18 protein-coding genes, 2 tRNA genes and 1 other annotated feature are annotated in these 16,692 nt (G+C 42.3%); of the genes, 2 read left to right on the forward strand and 18 right to left on the reverse strand.

The annotated features are described in order from the left end of the window. Positions 1–84: 84 nt before the first annotated feature. The 7 genes from SSIN_RS04510 to SSIN_RS04540 form a co-directional block, all read right to left on the reverse strand. The gene (locus SSIN_RS04510) at positions 85–1,824 is read right to left on the reverse strand and encodes an ABC transporter ATP-binding protein (RefSeq protein WP_037616243.1); all 1,740 of its coding nucleotides are present in this window, start codon (positions 1,822–1,824) and stop codon (positions 85–87) included. Next, positions 1,821–3,569, reverse strand: coding sequence for an ABC transporter ATP-binding protein (locus tag SSIN_RS04515; RefSeq protein WP_037616245.1), 1,749 nt, complete (start codon positions 3,567–3,569; stop codon positions 1,821–1,823). The genes SSIN_RS04510 and SSIN_RS04515 overlap by 4 nt, the downstream gene beginning before the upstream one ends. A gap of 112 nt (positions 3,570–3,681) precedes the next feature. Continuing rightward, on the reverse strand, positions 3,682–4,353 hold the full coding sequence (locus tag SSIN_RS04520; RefSeq protein WP_037616247.1) for an MmcQ/YjbR family DNA-binding protein: 672 nt from the start codon (positions 4,351–4,353) through the stop codon (positions 3,682–3,684). A gap of 11 nt (positions 4,354–4,364) precedes the next feature. Then, the gene (locus SSIN_RS04525) at positions 4,365–4,997 is read right to left on the reverse strand and encodes a copper homeostasis protein CutC (protein ID WP_037616249.1); all 633 of its coding nucleotides are present in this window, start codon (positions 4,995–4,997) and stop codon (positions 4,365–4,367) included. Positions 4,998–5,062: 65 nt separating this feature from the next. After that, positions 5,063–5,923, reverse strand: a complete 861-nt coding sequence (locus tag SSIN_RS04530; protein WP_037616251.1) for a GNAT family N-acetyltransferase — start codon at positions 5,921–5,923, stop codon at positions 5,063–5,065. A gap of 90 nt (positions 5,924–6,013) precedes the next feature. Next, a complete protein-coding gene (locus SSIN_RS04535; RefSeq protein ID WP_037616253.1) occupies positions 6,014–6,613 on the reverse strand; it encodes a hypothetical protein in 600 nt (199 codons plus the stop codon). 216 nt (positions 6,614–6,829) lie between these two features. Further along, complete coding sequence (locus SSIN_RS04540; protein WP_037616254.1) at positions 6,830–8,806, reverse strand: peptide ABC transporter substrate-binding protein; 1,977 nt, start codon at positions 8,804–8,806, stop codon at positions 6,830–6,832. Positions 8,807–9,002: 196 nt separating this feature from the next. Between SSIN_RS04540 and SSIN_RS04545 the strand changes: the two genes are divergently transcribed. Both SSIN_RS04545 and SSIN_RS04550 read left to right on the forward strand, forming a co-directional pair. Then, positions 9,003–9,260 (forward strand): metal-sensitive transcriptional regulator, encoded by a 258-nt coding sequence (locus SSIN_RS04545; protein WP_037616256.1) that lies wholly within the window; start codon positions 9,003–9,005, stop codon positions 9,258–9,260. Positions 9,261–9,378: 118 nt separating this feature from the next. Next, on the forward strand, positions 9,379–9,867 hold the full coding sequence (locus tag SSIN_RS04550) for a prolyl-tRNA synthetase associated domain-containing protein (protein WP_037616258.1): 489 nt from the start codon (positions 9,379–9,381) through the stop codon (positions 9,865–9,867). 50 nt (positions 9,868–9,917) lie between these two features. Here the strand turns inward: SSIN_RS04550 and SSIN_RS04555 are convergent, their stop codons facing one another. The 11 genes from SSIN_RS04555 to SSIN_RS04605 all read right to left on the reverse strand — a co-directional run bounded on the left by SSIN_RS04555 (position 9,918) and on the right by SSIN_RS04605 (position 16,552). Continuing rightward, positions 9,918–10,211, reverse strand: a complete 294-nt coding sequence (locus SSIN_RS04555; RefSeq protein ID WP_037616260.1) for a rhodanese-like domain-containing protein — start codon at positions 10,209–10,211, stop codon at positions 9,918–9,920. Next, entirely contained in the window at positions 10,208–11,860 is a 1,653-nt protein-coding gene (locus SSIN_RS04560) for an FAD-dependent oxidoreductase (protein ID WP_037616261.1), read from the reverse strand. Before SSIN_RS04560 ends, SSIN_RS04555 begins: the two co-directional genes overlap by 4 nt. Positions 11,861–11,877: 17 nt before the next feature. Continuing rightward, positions 11,878–12,183, reverse strand: a complete 306-nt coding sequence (locus SSIN_RS04565) for a rhodanese-like domain-containing protein (RefSeq protein WP_037616263.1) — start codon at positions 12,181–12,183, stop codon at positions 11,878–11,880. 130 nt (positions 12,184–12,313) lie between these two features. Next, positions 12,314–12,607 (reverse strand): 50S ribosomal protein L27, encoded by a 294-nt coding sequence (rpmA, locus tag SSIN_RS04570; RefSeq protein ID WP_003032879.1) that lies wholly within the window; start codon positions 12,605–12,607, stop codon positions 12,314–12,316. Between the two features lie 17 nt (positions 12,608–12,624). Then, positions 12,625–12,969, reverse strand: coding sequence for a ribosomal-processing cysteine protease Prp (locus tag SSIN_RS04575; protein WP_037616265.1), 345 nt, complete (start codon positions 12,967–12,969; stop codon positions 12,625–12,627). A 15-nt stretch (positions 12,970–12,984) separates the two neighbouring features. Then, entirely contained in the window at positions 12,985–13,299 is a 315-nt protein-coding gene (gene rplU, locus SSIN_RS04580; protein ID WP_015605032.1) for a 50S ribosomal protein L21, read from the reverse strand. A 35-nt stretch (positions 13,300–13,334) separates the two neighbouring features. Continuing rightward, positions 13,335–13,424: a sequence feature (ribosomal protein L21 leader region), on the reverse strand. A 132-nt stretch (positions 13,425–13,556) separates the two neighbouring features. Beyond that, on the reverse strand, positions 13,557–14,759 hold the full coding sequence (rpsA, locus tag SSIN_RS04585) for a 30S ribosomal protein S1 (RefSeq protein ID WP_037616267.1): 1,203 nt from the start codon (positions 14,757–14,759) through the stop codon (positions 13,557–13,559). Between the two features lie 163 nt (positions 14,760–14,922). Continuing rightward, positions 14,923–14,994: transfer RNA gene (locus SSIN_RS04590), tRNA-Gln, on the reverse strand. A gap of 49 nt (positions 14,995–15,043) precedes the next feature. Further along, positions 15,044–15,124 (reverse strand) — tRNA-Tyr (locus SSIN_RS04595). Between the two features lie 49 nt (positions 15,125–15,173). Then, entirely contained in the window at positions 15,174–15,404 is a 231-nt protein-coding gene (locus tag SSIN_RS04600) for a DUF2969 domain-containing protein (protein WP_037616269.1), read from the reverse strand. A gap of 92 nt (positions 15,405–15,496) precedes the next feature. Beyond that, the gene (locus SSIN_RS04605; RefSeq protein ID WP_342341876.1) at positions 15,497–16,552 is read right to left on the reverse strand and encodes a branched-chain amino acid aminotransferase; all 1,056 of its coding nucleotides are present in this window, start codon (positions 16,550–16,552) and stop codon (positions 15,497–15,499) included. Between the last annotated feature and the right edge of the window lie 140 nt (positions 16,553–16,692).

The following is a 16,692-nucleotide window of genomic DNA, read 5'->3' on the forward strand; positions in this document are numbered from 1 at the left end:
CTGCGTCTTGCTCGACAATCCAAAAACAATTGAGAGGCTAGGACTTTTGTCCCAGCCTCCTTTCTTTGAATGTCTCCTTGCTTATCAGGCATCTAACATCCCAGCCTGCAGCTGATACATTTTCTTATACGTCCCATTTTGTGCTAGAAGCTCTTCATGGCTACCAGACTCAATAATGCGCCCTTTATCTAAGACATAGATGCAATTAGCATCCTGAATCGTAGATAGCCGATGGGTAATGGCAATAGTGGTTCGACCCTGCCGCATTTTCCGGAGAGAATGCTGGATCAGCTCCTCAGTTTCCGAATCGATATTGGCAGTGGCTTCGTCCAAAATCAAGATTTTAGGCTTGGTTGCGATGGTTCTGGCAAAGGCCAAAAGCTGTCGTTGGCCACTGGAGAAGGTGGAGCCGCGTTCAGTAACCGGACTATCATAGCCCTGAGCTAGCTGGCTGATAAAATCATGGGCATCGACAAAGCGAGCTGCTTCTTCGACCTCTGCTTGTGAGAGACTCTCCTGATACATGCGGATATTGGAGGCAATGCTACCGTGGTAGAGGAAGGGATCCTGCAAAACAAGACCAATATTCCGTCGTAACTCTGCTTGACTGTAGTCTCTGATATCTCTGCCATCAATAAGAATCTTACCTTTCTCAAATTCATAAAAGCGCAGGAAAAGGTTGATAATGGAGGATTTGCCCGAACCCGTTGATCCGACAAAAGCAATCGTCTCACCTTGCTTGACGCTAAAGGAAATATCCTTTAGAATCTCTCTCTTTCCGTCATAGGAAAAGCTTACATGCCGAAAGTCAATATTGCCTGCCTGAATCTCAGGTCCTTCTTCTGCTTGCTCAGGTTCAAAGTCTCGACGATCCATCAGTTCAAAAACGCGCTCCGCAGCCACCATCGATGTCTGAAGAACTGAGTAATTTTGCATGACATCGATCAAGGGATTGAAAAGCTGGTTGACATACTGGATGAAAGCATACATGACACCTGCAGTTACTCCAGCTATTTGCCAGCTCAAGCCAAAATAAGTCAGAATGACTGCATAAGCCAAAATTTTCAGCAAGGACATGGCCGGTCGCAGAAAGAGGCTGTTCACATTCAGATAGCGATTGCTAAAAGCCAAATGTTCCCCATTGATTACTTCAAATTCTTCTAAAAGCCGCTCTTCCTGACCAAAGGCTTGGATAATCCGCATCCCTTCAATGCTCTCAGAAAGTTTGACATTCAGGTCGCTCAGTCTGGCTCGAACCTGTTTGAGCAAGCGATTAGAGAGCCGTTGATACAGGATAATCGAGCCAAGCATGATAGGCAAAAAGAGGACAATCAGCAAAGTCAGCCGCCAATTCAGAGCCAGCATGGTTGCGATTGTCACCACCAAGATAAGCATGGAGCTGAGGAAGTTAGAAAAAATACTGCTAAACATATCAGCTACTGACTGGGTATCATTGGTCAAGCGAGAAACGATAGCCCCTGCTGCTGTCTGATCAAAATAAGCCATCCGTAATTGCTGCATATTCGCAAAAGTTTCCTGTCGAAGATCACGGACAATGCTGTAGGCCACCCTTGCAAAAGCATATTGCCCCAGAAAAGTGAGAAGCACCCGCAAAAGAAAGAGACCATAGTAAATCCCCAGCAGATAGAGACCGCTTGTGGCTGCCTCTCGATTGACAAACTGATCAATGTAAGAACGAGCCAAGAGCGGCAAGGCCGTTGTCACCAGAGTTGTCGCAAAAATAAAGACTAGAGCCAGTAGACTAATCCATTTGTAGCGCCACATATAACCTAGGAGGCGTCTAAAAGTTGATTGTTTTGTCATCTTGCAGACTCCTCCTTAAAGCGTTCATATAGTTGCTGATTTTGATAGGTTTGAGCATACCAGCCCTGTGCTGCTAGAAGTTCTTGGTGGGTTCCTCTCTCCTTGATGTGTCCATTCTCCAGCACTAAAATCAAATCCGCATGGACAATGGCTGACAGACGATGAGCATTGATAATGGTCGTCTTGTCAGCTCGCTCCTGCTTGAGATTTTCTAAAATCACATGCTCGGTCTTGGCATCCACTGCTGACAAGGAATCATCCAAGATCAAAATTTCTGGATGTGTGATGAGGGCTCTGCTCATAGCCAAACGCTGCTTTTGACCACCAGAAAGCGAGACACCCCGCTCACCAAGCAGCGTATCCAAACCATCTGGCATAGACTTAATATCCTCATAAACACCACACAGCTGGGCTGATCGGATGACTTGCTCATCTGACAGTTCTGGATTGGCAAAGCGGATATTGTCCCGAATGGACAGGGCAAAGAGAATCTGATCCTGAGGTACATAGCCAATCAGACTTCGCAGATCCTTAAGAGCATACTCTCGGATATCGTGCCCATTCAGATAAATAGCTCCTTCCTGAATATCCTGCTCCCGTAGCAAGAGGCGTAGCAAGGTGGTCTTGCCAGATCCAGTCGGCCCGACAATTCCCAAGGTCTGCCCTTTTTCTAATGTAAAGTGAATATCCTTCAAAGTCACTTCGTTCTCATAAGCAAAGTAATCTATCTCATAGTCCAGTCGACCATTTTGAATACTGGCAAGTGGCTGCTGGGCTTCCTCGACATCTGACTCCTCAGCCAGCAAGTTCTCAATCCGTTCATAGGAAACGGCTCCCCGCTGGCTGATATTCACTAGGTACCCCATCGCTTGCAGCGGCCACACTAGCATATCCAGATAAGTCATAAAGGTAACCAGCTCACCGACTGTAAATTGACCTTGGGAGATAAACATTCCTCCGAAAATCAGGGTCAGAACATAGGATAAGCCGACAAAAATCAGCACCATAGGGTCAAACAGGGAATTATACTTAGCAGCCAAGATATTCTTTTGATAGACTTCTTGGTTGATGGTCGCAAAAGACTCCGTCTCCGCATTCTGATAGCCAAAGGACTTGGTTACTTTAATCCCCGCTACGCTTTCCTGAACTTTATTGTTGAGATCAGAAAAAGCCTCCTGAGCGGCTTTAAAGCTCTCGTGATTCTTCCGACCAATCAAGCTGGTTCCCCAAGACAGAAAGGGCAGAGGGAGAATGGCAATCAGGGTCAACCGCCAGTCCAAGACCAGAAACATGGTGATGAGGGTCACCAAGGCCGTAATAGAAGCATCCACCGCTGACATAACACCACCGCCAGCCACGCTGACTACGGCATTGATATCATTGGTTGCGTGAGCCATGAGGTCACCCGTTCGGTATTTTTGATAAAAACTTGGCGACATATGCGTAAAATGCTCAAAAAGCCGAAAACGTAAGATGCGTCCCAGATTATTTGCTGTGCCAAAGATGTAGAGCCGCCAGACATACCGCAAACCATACATAATAAAAGCAGACAAAATCAAAAGAAGAAGATTATAAGCCAGTTCCCCAGCAGTCAGATTCTGCCCAGCAATCCGGTCTATAACCTGTCCAATGACCCGTGGCGGAATCAGATTAAACACACTGACCAGAGACAAGGCCAAAATGCCGATAATATAGCGCCGCTTCTCCAGTTTAAAAAACCAGTCCAGTTTTCTGATAAGATTCATTTCGTTTCCTCATTCCAAACAAAGGACGGACAGCCCCTAATCCGACTGTCCGTTTCTCACTATCTCTATTATACGCTATTTCAGCTGAAAATGAAACTCTTGTAAATCATGCTCATTTTTTCTTGGTCAGAGCAAAACTGGTATCCAGCAAATCAAAAAGTTGCTGATCCGACAGCGTCCCATCCAGAGGCAGGCTGAGCCAGTATTTTTTATTCATATGAAAGGCGGGATAAATTCCTTTTTGATGAATAAGTTCCGCAACTCGGTCACTCTTGACATTGAGAACCTCGATCGCACCACTGCGATCCTTCTCAAACTTAGACCAGTCGGTCGTCAAAAAAGCTCCGTACCATTTCTTGCTATCCTGATGGCGAAAAACAGCTGCCCCATTAGTGCTTTTACGAGAAGAATTCTCCCAGAGATACTCCAACTGTCCCTGATAAGTAGCTGCCACATAGCTACTCAGTCGCTGACTTTGCTCATAAAGAAAGCCTACTTCCTCAAAGCAATGCTGCCGAATATCCAGCAAAACCTCCTGACAGGCCGCCCTGACTTGTCCGACAAATTCTCCTGCCATACTTTCCATCTTGACCTGCCGGTATTCCTCACCCGTATCTAGGTCAAGCACCTGAAAATCCAGCTCTCCATCGGAAATCAGCACATCCATCTGGAAGTTGCCATCCATTATCTCAGTTGAATAGTTGTATTCTGCACCAGCCTTGACAAAGCCATAATCCAGCAAACTTTCTTCCTTCAGCCTGTATTTTTTAAATAAATCCAGCATGAACTTGCCTGCTAAAATACTACTTTGGTACCGTGTAATTGATCAACACCCAAAGTGTCAGCAATCTCGGCACGATTTTCTAGATTAATCCCACCACCAGGTAAAATCTCTATCCGCCCTGCCGCATGCTCAATCAGCTCATCTATCCAAGCTAAATGCTCGAAAATCGACTCTGATGCTAATCCTCCGTGAGTCAAAATCCGCTTCACTCCATGTTCAACCAACCAGTCTAACTCCCCAAACTGATACTCAGCAGGAATCGCATCAAAAGCCATATGAAAGACCACATCTAGCCCCTGAGCGGCTTCTAGCAACCGCTCCATCTTAGGATAATCGATCTCATTATTTTCTGTCAAAACTCCAAAAACTAGGCCATGGCTGCCCGCCTCACGTGCCTTCTGAATATCTGAAAGCATCATCTCGATTTCCAAATCTGAATAGACAAAATCTCCACCGCGAGGACGAATCATGGTCATCACAGTTGCATCATAAGGCTGGACCATGCGAACTGCTGCCTCAATGACACCGTAGCTAGGCGTTGTCCCACCGACTGTCAGATTGTCACACAGCTCAATCCTCCTTGCTCCAGCCTCCAAAGCCTTGTCTACCAAAGTCACATTCTCCGCACAAAATTCATAAATCATAGCACTACCTCAAATTTAATATATTGATTTTTTCTATCTATTATAACACAAAAATCTCGCTGAGTTTAGCTGCTGCCAAATTTTCTGCTTTCTGTTTTACACCAGTCTAGCCACTGAATCTGATAATCCGACTGAGACAAAATCCTATTCTGCAAATCAGCTATTGAAAAGATTCCTCTTTGCTCACAGGCTTGGACACAGTATCTGTAAAAATCCCAGTTGAGCTCGTCTCCATCAAAATAGACTGGAATATCCAAAAGCCCAGCACAATAGGCCTTAAAAGCTCTGCTATGTCCATCGGTAAAGAAAATCTTACCATCCAAGCGTTTTATGGGTAAGGGAGACATCTCCCCAGCTTCAAAATCAATACTAATCTTGTCCAGCTTGTCCTGTGAAAGATAAAACTGACTAGGCTGAATCTTCGTAAGAGGTAAGCTTAAATCCAAAGCGTAGGCCCATCCTTTCTCCATAGGAACTATTTGGTAAAAACCAATCGCTTCAAACATTCGGCGTGAAGCTTGATTAAAATCAAAAATCTCTTGGATAGTCAGCTGATGATAACCTAGCAAACGCCCACGCTCAACCAAGGCAGAAATGACTTTTCTTCCAATCCCCCGCCCCCGATAAGCCGCATTGCCTATCAGAATAGGCAAATCTTCCTGCCAAAAAGTCACATCACCAATTGGCAACCAACGCTCCTGTTCCCATACCTCGATAAAATACACTTCGCCCCGTTCCGCCAAATACTCATACATCCTTTGAATCCTCTCCAGTGAGTATGGATTTCTATTTCCATCAATCAAATAAATCACCTCTGGATCCTGATACCAATCAAAAGCTAACTCAAACTGACCATCATAAGCCCGCAAACGCAGGCCATTATCAACCATTATTGACTCTTCTTGTCTGACATTTGGAATAGGCATCTTTTCTCCTTTACAACTGAAAAACGATAGTATAAAAACTCCACTTGAGCTAGTGCAAACCAGCATCAAATGAAGTTTTTAAAAATGAGGTTAAAGCAACCCCACACTGAACTGGATTTTCACATGATTATCCTGAAGACTGACCTTATCAATACTGAACTGCGACTGAGGCAAAGAGAAGATGAAATGATCCCCTTCGATTGCAATAGAGTTATTATTGGCCGCCAGATGCTGTTTGAGAATAGCAGTCACCAGAGATTTAGGGATGGGAAACTTCCCCAATTTGGCACTAGTAATATCAAAATGCAAAACATTATTTATAAAAACCACATCCAAGTCCAAATCCACCTTACTATCCACAAAGGCCAATTTAAGAGGATACTGGACTCTGAGTTTGTCTCCATTGATACTGTAAACAGCCTCCAGCAACTCCTTATTCTGATCGTCTGACAAGAAAGTTTTTAAGAGCTGATTAACCTGAGCAGTATTGAGAGATACTTCTGTACTGATGCCCTGAGCTGTAACATTAGCATTGCTCAAAGCCGGCTCAATAATACTGGTCCAAGAAGCGCTTCCTTCAATATTTTTTAATTGTTCCTTTGAGTTGACTGATGATGGCACTAAAAATATGACCGCTGCCAGAAAGAGCAATATAGCAAACCCAAACAGTTTTCTAACTAGTTTAAACATAGTATTTTCCTTTACATTTCAACATCCATTCTATCAACAGACATCAGTATTTATCTTATTTTACACTATTTTCCGATGTTTTTCTGTAACAAAACCATTAAGAAAATGACAGTAGGATAAAAATATAAGCAATCTGAAAAATCAGCTGTTTTCAAATAGCAAAAAAAGAGAAGACATCTCGGTCTTCTCTTTTTCCAGAATCATTTCTATAAAATTCTATTTATTTTTTTCGACGTGGTCAGCCAGTTCTTCCTGTGCTTTCTTATTTGAAGCAGCCGTTTCTTCTTCCCATTTTTTCTTAGCAGCTTCGTATTCCTTCACAGTCACAACATCAGACTGCAGTTTAGTCAACTTGAAGTTGAATCCTGAAGCACCCTTAGCCCCTACAAGAGAGTAAGCCTTACTAAACGGCACTGACTTCGTCACACGCGGAGTTGCGCCTTGAGAAATTGTCGGCATAATCAAACCGCTATCAATGAGCCAAGCTTCAGCTTCTGCATATTTTTCATAACGAGCTTGGACATTTGTAGTTTCTGCATTTGCTTCTTCAAGCATACTGGTATATGTATCTAAACCAAGTGCTTTAACTTTTTCATTATTCACGTCTTGACCAGGTTCAAAACCAAAGTTTTGTAGACTTCCTCCGTTTTTAATATTCAGAGTATCCAAATAAGTAGATGGATCTTGATAATCCGCAGTCCAACCACCACCAGAAAGGTCATAATCTTTTTGAGCAGCAGTATTTGCAAAGTAAGTAATATTATTAATATCATCAGTACTCATCTTCTGCAGATCAATGACAACATTTTCTGCACCAAGGTTTGATTCGATGGACTGTTTCATTGAACTTGCCCATTGAACTGAAATTGAGCTTGACTGATCAACCGGCATGTCCAAATGAATTGGGAACTCCACTCCTTTAGCTTGGAGAGCAGCTTTTGCTTCTGCAAATTTTGCTTTTGCTTTTTCGGGATTATAGTAAGCATCCTGCGCATCTGAGAAATCCATATTTTCCCATTGAGTACCGTATTTTACTACTTTTTCTGAGACTACTTCGCCAAATGTTTTATCCCCAATTTGAACAAAAGTAGGCGGAACCAGCAAGTTTCTCAACAGTTTAGTTGCACCAGCTTCACCATTTCCTTGAGCTCCGTATGAGGTACGGTCAAACGCAAAGTTCACCGCTTGACGGAACTCTTTATTCATAATCGCTTCATTAGTAGCAGACTTTTGAGCGTCAGTTGTTTTGGAAGTGTGATTATATGATTGACGGTTGTAGTTAAAGTTAGCATAATAAGAAATTGAGTCTTGTTCGCTGTAAATAATGTTATCAGCGTATTTCTTCTGAGCAGCAGCAAAACCAGAGCTATTTGGGTACAGACGAGCAGCACTATAAACGCCATCATTAAAGTTACGAATGAGAGCTTCCTGGTCCGTTCCATCATAGTAAGTTAGTTTAATATTTTCAATGCTAACTTTATCCTTGTCATAGTAGTTTGGATTTTTAACAAATTCCATCACAGACTTTGAAGTCAAAGCTTTCAAAAGGTAGGGACCATTGTAAAGGATACTTGATGGTTTCACAGAACCAAAATTGCTTCCTTCCGATTTAACAAATTCTTCATTTACTGGGAAAAGAATGGTACTAGTCGTCTTAGAATTCCAGTAAGGTTCTTGCCGAGTCAGTGTGTACTGAACAGTGTAGTCATCCAGAGCTTTGACACCAACATTTGCAAAATCTTTATCTTCTCCTCTTACATAGGCATCCAAGCCTTTGACAGAATCTTGCACCAAGTAAAGAGCTTCTGAATTTTCATCAGCTGCATATTTCAGACCAGCTACAAAGTCTTTTGCTTTCACATCCGCATATTCTTCACCTTCAGAAGTATACCATTTCGCATCTTTTCGTAGCTTATAAGTATAGGTAAGACCGTCTTCCGAAACTGTCCATGACTCTGCCAGAGATGGAATCAAATTCCCGTATTCATCATTTTCTAACAAGCCATCGACCAAATTAGTGATCACGTCAGAAGTCGTTGCACGGTTTGCAGTAAGGTAGTTCAAGCTATCAGGATCTGATCCATAAACATAGGTATAAGTTGAAGTACTGGATGTTGAATTCCCACAACCAGACAGTAACAGGCCAGCACTAAGTACGACACCAGTTGTAATAAGCCATTTAGATGCTTTCATTAATAAACCTCCTTTTAATGTTATATTTTATAACATGGATAATTATATCAAAAAAATATAAAAAGTAAATAGATAGAGGAGGAAAAACAACAAATATGTATGAATTTTCTAAAAATATTAGCCAAAACATAGAAACTTTGACAAACATTTTTTAAAAGAATATAATAAAATAAAGGTAATTAAGTGAGGAAAGATGATGGCCGATTCTAATTATATCACTCGTCTCAAACGTTCTGAAGGACAATTGAGAGGGATTCAAAAGATGATTGAGGAAAATCGAGATTGTTCAGATGTCCTTACGCAGTTACTAGCTGTTCGCTCTAGTGTTGACCGCGTTATTGAGATGGTTATTACAGAACATTTGACAGAGTGTTTGGAAAATCCTTTGGAAAACCCTCTGGATCAAAAAGAGCGTATTGAAAAAGCTATTCGTTTCCTCATCAGCCGAAAATAAGAAGGCAGTATCAAGCGCTCCTCTTGCTTTACTAATAGACAACCAAAATTGTAAATAAAATTATTTTTTTCACATGTACACACTCCCCCTTACCTCATATTTATAGAAGGAGATTCAAATGGACCCATACGTAGCAGTCAAAGAAAAATTAAAAGAATTGGATATTTCTTTTGAATTAGTTGAACACGAGCCTGTCCTGACGACAGAGCAAGCCGACTCCTTCATAGAGGGCATCGACGGAGTCCGCACCAAAACCATGTTTCTCACCAATAAGAAAAAAACAGCTTATTACTTGCTGATCATGGATGATAAAAAAATGCTGGACATGGATTTATTCAAAGATTTAGTTGGAGCTAATCGTATTAGAATGGCCTCCTCAGACAGTCTTTTCGAAAAAATGAAGTTACCTCCTGGCACCGTCTCTCCTTTTGGCCTTTTAAATAATAAAAGCAAAGATATCGAAGTCTTTTTTGACAAAGAAATCATGGATGAAAAACGCATGTGTTTCCATCCTAATACAAATAAGAAAACACTTTTCTTAGACACTAAGGATATCCTAACCTTCCTAGAAGCTATTGGTTACACGCCTCATATCATCGAATTATAAATCTATAACAAAAACGATTCAACTGCAAAATTGAATCGTTTTTTTATGTATCATTTAATCTCTCCTGACCAAGCGTTCATGCCACCCGAAACGTTGGTCACATCAAATCCTTGCATGGCAAGAAACTGGCAAGCTGCTGCTGAGCGTGCCCCTGCTTGGCAAATAATATAATATTTATACTGTGGTTCAAGCTTTTTATAGCCCGTTTCCAACTCACTTAGAGGGAGATTGGCAGCAGTCGGGATATGACCCGCTTGAAATTCATGTCTTTCACGCACATCTACGATTGCCAGTTGTTCAGATTGATACTGCTGCTCTAAGTCAGCTGCTGAGATGGTTTTCATTTTTCTACTCCTTCTGGTTTTACCATTTTGTATAAAGCATAGGCTCCGTCTAGATTTTTCACTGCAAATCCTGCTTGTTTTAAGATTCGCTCGGCAATATAGCTGCGCAGACCACTGTGACAGCTCACGATATATTCTGCTCCCTTATCCAGCTCAGCCAAGCGTTCTCTGAGTTCATTCAGCGGAATATGGACTGTCTTATCTGCCTTCAGGCGTCCTTGCTTAAACTCATTGAGTGTCCGGACATCTAAAAAGACTTTCCCGCTTGCCAGCTCATCTTCCAGCTGGTACCATTGGATATTTTCGCTCAATCCTTCCGCTAGATTCAAGGCTGCATAACCCAGCATATTGACCGGATCTTTGGCTGAGCCAAAAGGTGGTGCATAGGTAAACTCCAGCTCTGGCAAATCAAAAATCGTCAGATTTCCTTTAATAGCCGTCGCCAGGATATCAATCCGCTTGTCAACGCCTTTTTTACCCACACCTTGAGCACCATAGATTTTGCCAGTTTTTGGCTCAAAGAGCAATTTCAAGGTCAAGTCAGTCGCACCTGGATAGTAGCCTGCATGATCCTTACCGCTGACATGAATCGCTTGATAAGGCAAATGATTTTGCTGAAGGAAACGCTCGTTCAGGCCTGTTGAAGCGGCTGTCATGTCAAAGACACGCACAATAGCCGTGCCGATGCTTCCCTTATTCTTCCGCTCCAAGCCAGCAAGCACATCTGCTACCTGACGTCCTTGTCGATTAGCAGGCGAAGCTAGGGCAATCAAGGCATCATCGCCAGTAATTTCCTGCTTGACAAGGATGGCGTCTCCGACTGCAAAAATATCTTTCTGACTCGTCTCATAATGTTCATCAACTAAGATTCCCCCACGAAGACCTACCTCAATGCCTGCTGCCTTAGCCAAGCTATTTTCAGGCTGGACCCCAACAGAGAGAATAGTCACATCTGAAGCCAATTTTTGACCATCTTCCAAGACGATCACTTTGCCCTTTTCTTCGAAGCGAGTCGCTGACTGGGAAGTGATGACTTTCACTCCCTTATCGGCTAATTCCGCTTGGACAAAAGCTGCCATTTCCTCATCAAGTGGTGGCAAGACATGCGGTGCTTTTTCTACGATTGTCACATTCAGGCCACGCTTACGCAGATTTTCAGCCGTTTCCAAACCAATAAATCCAGCACCAATGACCACAGCCTCTTGAGGCTCTTCATCCAAGGCTAACATGATCTGATCCAAGTCTGGTACATTGCGCAAAGTGAATACATTATTTGCTTCTGAAAGACCTTCAACCTCAGGAATAAAAGGCTTCGCTCCCGGCGAAAGAATCAGCTTGTCATAATGCTCTGTGAACTCTGAACCTTCATGAGCCACCGTCACCATGTGCTCTTCAGGCGAAATTTTCACCACCTCATGAAAAGGACGCACATCCAAATTAAAGCGCGCCTTGAGACTTTCAGGTGTTTGAACCAAGAGAGCATCTCGCTCGGCAATTTCACCAGAAATATAATAAGGCAGGCCGCAGTTCGCAAAAGATACAAAAGGACCTTTTTCAAAAATCACAATTTCAGCATCTTCCATCAGCCGTCTTAAACGTGTTGCCGCAGACATACCACCTGCAACTCCACCAATGATAATAATTTTCATTGTTGTTCCTTTCTACTTTAAATGGTTTTCCCTGTCCAAGCGCTCATACCACCGCGGACATTGATGACATCGTAGCCCTTTTTCTTCAGCTTTTTCGCTGCCATCTTGCTCCGCATGCCTGAATGGCAGATGACGTAAATTGTCTCCTTATTAGATGGAGCAAATTGACCAATTTGGCTCAAAGGAACATTCTGGGCCTCTTTGATATGTCCTCTGCGAAATTCGGATGGCGTCCGTACATCAACTAGTTGGATATTGAACTTCAATCGCTTCTCCAACTCATCCGTTGAAATACTATCTATCTTTGTAAAAAAATGAAACATATTTTTTCTCCTTTATACCCCTATAGGGTATATTAAAACACTAAGAAGAGAAAATGTCAAGGAAACGATTTCAAATTTTTCCAAAAATAAAAATCCCAATCTTAAGACAGGGATTTTTATCAATAATGAATTATTTCGCAATTGGGTAAACTGATACTTGTTTCTTATCGCGACCTTTACGTTCAAAGCGTACTACGCCTTCAACTTTCGCGAACAATGTATCGTCTCCACCGCGGCCAACGTTAACACCTGGGTAGATGTGAGTACCGCGTTGACGGTAAAGGATAGATCCTCCAGTTACAGTTTGTCCGTCAGCTGCTTTAGCTCCAAGACGTTTTGCTTGTGAATCACGTCCGTTTGACGTTGAACCTCCACCTTTTTTATGGGCGAAAAGTTGCAAGTTTGCAAGATTCATTTTTAACATAGTGTTTTTCCTCCGTGTTAGTTTTCTGTGATAACTCTGGTTTGGACGAACTCAGATGAGTCCTCCGATAAGTTTGCCATTCCCAAGAAGAATGATTCAAAGAAAAGCTGAGTCATTTCTCTCTGGTGCGGCGGAATATCTGTCGGTATTTCTACTCGTAAAAATCCGCCTTCTTCTTCGTTTAATTCTAAGATTGGTTCGTAGCCTGCAAATTTTTCAATCGAATTGATAAAATTTATGGCAAGCGTAGAAACCGATGCACACACGACATCAAAGCCGTATTCGCCACTTTCGGCGTGTCCAGTAATTTCCGCACTCCTCAGCTCGCCATCTTCGGCTTTCTCAAAGACTGCCTGTATCATGTGTTCTCCTATAAATTAAGCGTTGATTGCGTTGATGACAACTTTAGTGTATGGTTGACGGTGACCTTGTTTACGGTGGCTACCTTTTTTAGGTTTGTACTTGTAAGTAACAACTTTCTTTTGTTTTCCTTGTTTTTCAACAGTTCCAACTACAGTAGCTCCAGCAACAAGTGGAGTTCCGACAACAGTTTTATCACCACCAACAAGAACAACTTCGTTAAAAGTCACTTCTTGACCAGCTTCAACATCCAATTTTTCAACATAGATAGCTTGACCAACTTCAACTTTAACTTGTTTTCCGCCAGTTTTAACGATTGCGTATGTGCTCATTATGCACCTCCTATGATTTTTTGGGGTTTCCCCGTATTTTTGTGAAGACTCGCCTAGCATCGTGGGACGAACCACTTAATACTCACTAAATATGAGCTACGATGTTCGAGCGGTTGCACAGGCTGTGCATAGTCAACATTCTTAGTATAGCACTTATTACCTACTTTGACAAGTAATATATTTGAATAAAAACAACTTTTTCAAATTATTTTCTTACAAACTAAAAAGCCAGGATTACCTGACTTCTTAATCTAAAATTACAATTCGATGTCACCAAAAAGATCAGCCATTGAGAAACCAGTTTGAGTTTCTGGAAGCTCAAAGTCACGTTTTTCTTGACGACGTGGGCGACGTGGACGAGATTGACGTTTCTCTTCTTTTTGTCCTTCTTCTTGAGCTGGACGTTCTTCAAGAGCCTTGATAGAAAGTGATACACGCTCAGCGGCAGCATTTACTTCAAGAACTTTAACAGTCACTTCTTGACCAACTTTAAGCGCATCTTTTGGATTTTCAACACGTTTGTGTGAAATTTGTGAGATATGAACAAGTCCATCAATTCCTGGCAATACTTCAACGAAAGCACCGAAGTCAGTCAAACGTTTTACTGTTCCTTCAATCACATCACCAGCAGCAAGTTTTTGCTCAACGCCATCCCAAGGTCCAGGAGTTGTTGCTTTAAGCGAAAGTGACACACGGCCTTCCTCTTCGTTCAAGTCAAGAACCTTCACTTCGATTTCTTCACCAACTGAAACAACAGATTTTGGTGAAACATTGCGTTCGTGAGAAAGTTCAGTCAAGTGAACCAATCCATCAACACCACCAAGATCAATGAAAGCACCAAAGCTTGTGATACGAGCAACTTTACCAGTCACAACATCACCAACATTGAGCTTGCCAAATACTTCCGCACGAGCTGCAGCTGCAGCTGCTTCTACAACTTCACGACGTGAAAGGATGAAGCGGTTTTCTTTTGGATCTACTTCTTTGATCTTAGCATCAAATTCTTGACCTACAAAACGCTCAGTGTTGCGAACGAAACGAGTATCGAGCATTGAAGCTGGAATAAATCCACGAAGTCCTTCAAACTCAACAGAAAGTCCACCTTTAACAGCACGAGTGCCCTTAACAGTAACAACTTCTTCTTCACGACCAACCAATTTATCCCATGCTTTGCGAGCTTCTAAACGTTTTTTAGATACTAGGTAAGTTACAGTATCAGTGTCTTTACCTACTACTTGACGAAGAACAAGCAATTCAAGTGTTTCACCTGGTTTTACAAGGTCATTAATGTCTGCATCACGGTCGTTTGTCAACTCACGAAGAGTCAAAACACCCTCAACACCAGTTCCAGCGATTGCAACATTAGCTTGGTTAGCGTCAACAGTCAATACTTCAGCAGTAACGACGTCACCCGGCTCAACTTGGCTAACACTGTTTAGCAAATCTTCAAATTCATTCATCTAAAAAAATCCTCCAACAATCAAGTATACTACTTGACATACTTATAATTATTTTCCTAAGCACCCGCAAACGACATTTGATTTATCTTTAACGTTTTCCACCCTATAAAGAAATAAAATATCCAACGATATTTTATCATTTATCTGATCTATTACCTAAGAACTGGGGTAGCTGGATTCGAACCAACGCATGAGGGAGTCAAAGTCCCTTGCCTTACCGCTTGGCTATACCCCAAGATGAGCGCTGACAAAAGTCACTTTATCATCATCACAAGTAACGCTAATGGAGAGAGAGGGATTCGAACCCCCGAACCCGAAGGAGCGGATTTACAGTCCGCCGCGTTTAGCCTCTTCGCTATCTCTCCGCAATCAACGACAACTATTATATCATTGATATCATGAAAATGCAAGCCCTTATTTACCTAAATTGTAGATTTCAATCAAACTTTCCACTGCTTTTTCAAGCTTTTTATAAAAACTTTCAACATTTCCATTTTTTACAACTGCAAATTGGCCATCAAACTCCGCAATCTCACCAATTATCTTTTTTCCAATGGAGAGGGTGTAGCCATCAAATTGATCGGCGCCGACCGTTACCTTGCTATCTGCAATCTGAATCTCAATTTTTTTATCTTTTTTACTCATTCTTCTACCTCTTTCAAGTCTCTATTTTACACGAAAATAGCTAAGCTGGCAAGTGATTTCGTCATTAAAAAGAGCCTCAAAGGGCTCTTGGGTTATTCATCTACTTTGACAATCCAACCTTCTGGAGCTTCCACATCACCAAATTGGATACCAGTCAGCTCATCATAAAGTCTGCGGGTCACTGGGCCGACTTCCGTCTCACTATAAAAGACATGGAAATCGTCACCGTGCTGGATTCCTCCGATAGGTGAGATAACAGCTGCTGTTCCACAGGCTCCTGCTTCAACAAATCGATCCAAATCATCAATAGCTACATCACCCTCAATCGGGGTCAGGCCCAGACGATGCTCGGCCAGATAAAGCAGAGAATATTTAGTAATAGATGGTAGAATGGATGGACTGAGCGGGGTCACAAATTCATTATCCTTGGTAATTCCAAAGAAATTAGCTGATCCGACTTCCTCAATCTTAGTGTGAGTCGCAGGGTCCAAGTAAATGACATCAGAAAAGTTCTTTTCTTTAGCAATTTTTCCTGGCAGAAGACTGGACGCATAATTCCCACCAACCTTAGCCGCACCTGTACCGTGTGGAGCTGCTCGGTCGTATTCATCCTGAATCAAGAAGTTCGTTGGCATCAAGCCACCCTTGAAGTAATTGCCAACTGGCATGGTGAAAATCGTGAAAATGTACTCCTCAGCTGGCTTTACTCCGATAATATCACCAACTCCAATCAAGAGCGGACGAATATAAAGGGTACCGCCTGTTCCGTATGGCGGAACATATTCTTGATTGGCGCGAACAACCTGCTTGACCGCATCCACAAACATTTCTGTAGGAACTTGTGGCATGAGCAGGCGATCTGACGTGCGTTGCAGGCGCTTAGCATTTTCATCTGGACGGAAAAGCTGGATACTGCCATCCTTAGTGCGATAAGCTTTCAGCCCCTCAAAAGCCTGCTGGCCATAGTGAAGACACGGCGAGGACTCAGAAATATGCAGGATCGCATCTTCAGTCAGCTGGCCCTTCTCCCACTGACCATTCCGGTAATGAGCGATATAGCGATAGGGTAATTTCATATATGAAAATCCAAGATTTTCCCAGTCAAGATTTACTGTCATAGTCTTTTCCTCTTTTCCTAATCTTTCAATTTATAGACACTCCCTATTTTACACCTTTTTATGAAAACTTCAAGTTTTATTTGCAATATTCTGAAAATTTCTTTTAAAAATGAGGCTGGGACAAAAGTCCTAGCCTCTCAATTGTCTTTGGATTGTCGAGCAAGACGCAG

It is taken from the genome of Streptococcus sinensis, from assembly GCF_000767835.1.
Taxonomy (GTDB): domain Bacteria; phylum Bacillota; class Bacilli; order Lactobacillales; family Streptococcaceae; genus Streptococcus; species Streptococcus sinensis.

Excerpts from the sequence above, each read along its gene's own strand:
- SSIN_RS04540 (WP_037616254.1), bottom strand. The coding sequence starts at position 8,806 with ATGAAAGCATCTAAATGGCTTATTACAACTGGTGTCGTACTTAGTGCT.
- SSIN_RS04515 (WP_037616245.1), bottom strand. The coding sequence starts at position 3,569 with ATGAATCTTATCAGAAAACTGGACTGGTTTTTTAAACTGGAGAAGCGG.
- SSIN_RS04555 (WP_037616260.1), bottom strand. The coding sequence starts at position 10,211 with ATGAAAACCATCTCAGCAGCTGACTTAGAGCAGCAGTATCAATCTGAA.
- rpsA (WP_037616267.1), bottom strand. The coding sequence starts at position 14,759 with ATGAATGAATTTGAAGATTTGCTAAACAGTGTTAGCCAAGTTGAGCCG.
- rplU (WP_015605032.1), bottom strand. The coding sequence starts at position 13,299 with ATGAGCACATACGCAATCGTTAAAACTGGCGGAAAACAAGTTAAAGTT.
- SSIN_RS04565 (WP_037616263.1), bottom strand. The coding sequence starts at position 12,183 with ATGTTTCATTTTTTTACAAAGATAGATAGTATTTCAACGGATGAGTTG.
- rpmA (WP_003032879.1), bottom strand. The coding sequence starts at position 12,607 with ATGTTAAAAATGAATCTTGCAAACTTGCAACTTTTCGCCCATAAAAAA.
- SSIN_RS04510 (WP_037616243.1), bottom strand. The coding sequence starts at position 1,824 with ATGACAAAACAATCAACTTTTAGACGCCTCCTAGGTTATATGTGGCGC.
- SSIN_RS04545 (WP_037616256.1), top strand. The coding sequence starts at position 9,003 with ATGGCCGATTCTAATTATATCACTCGTCTCAAACGTTCTGAAGGACAA.
- SSIN_RS04520 (WP_037616247.1), bottom strand. The coding sequence starts at position 4,353 with ATGCTGGATTTATTTAAAAAATACAGGCTGAAGGAAGAAAGTTTGCTG.
- SSIN_RS04575 (WP_037616265.1), bottom strand. The coding sequence starts at position 12,969 with ATGATACAGGCAGTCTTTGAGAAAGCCGAAGATGGCGAGCTGAGGAGT.
- SSIN_RS04525 (WP_037616249.1), bottom strand. The coding sequence starts at position 4,997 with ATGATTTATGAATTTTGTGCGGAGAATGTGACTTTGGTAGACAAGGCT.
- SSIN_RS04530 (WP_037616251.1), bottom strand. The coding sequence starts at position 5,923 with ATGCCTATTCCAAATGTCAGACAAGAAGAGTCAATAATGGTTGATAAT.
- SSIN_RS04535 (WP_037616253.1), bottom strand. The coding sequence starts at position 6,613 with ATGTTTAAACTAGTTAGAAAACTGTTTGGGTTTGCTATATTGCTCTTT.
- SSIN_RS04550 (WP_037616258.1), top strand. The coding sequence starts at position 9,379 with ATGGACCCATACGTAGCAGTCAAAGAAAAATTAAAAGAATTGGATATT.
- SSIN_RS04560 (WP_037616261.1), bottom strand. The coding sequence starts at position 11,860 with ATGAAAATTATTATCATTGGTGGAGTTGCAGGTGGTATGTCTGCGGCA.
- SSIN_RS04600 (WP_037616269.1), bottom strand. The coding sequence starts at position 15,404 with ATGAGTAAAAAAGATAAAAAAATTGAGATTCAGATTGCAGATAGCAAG.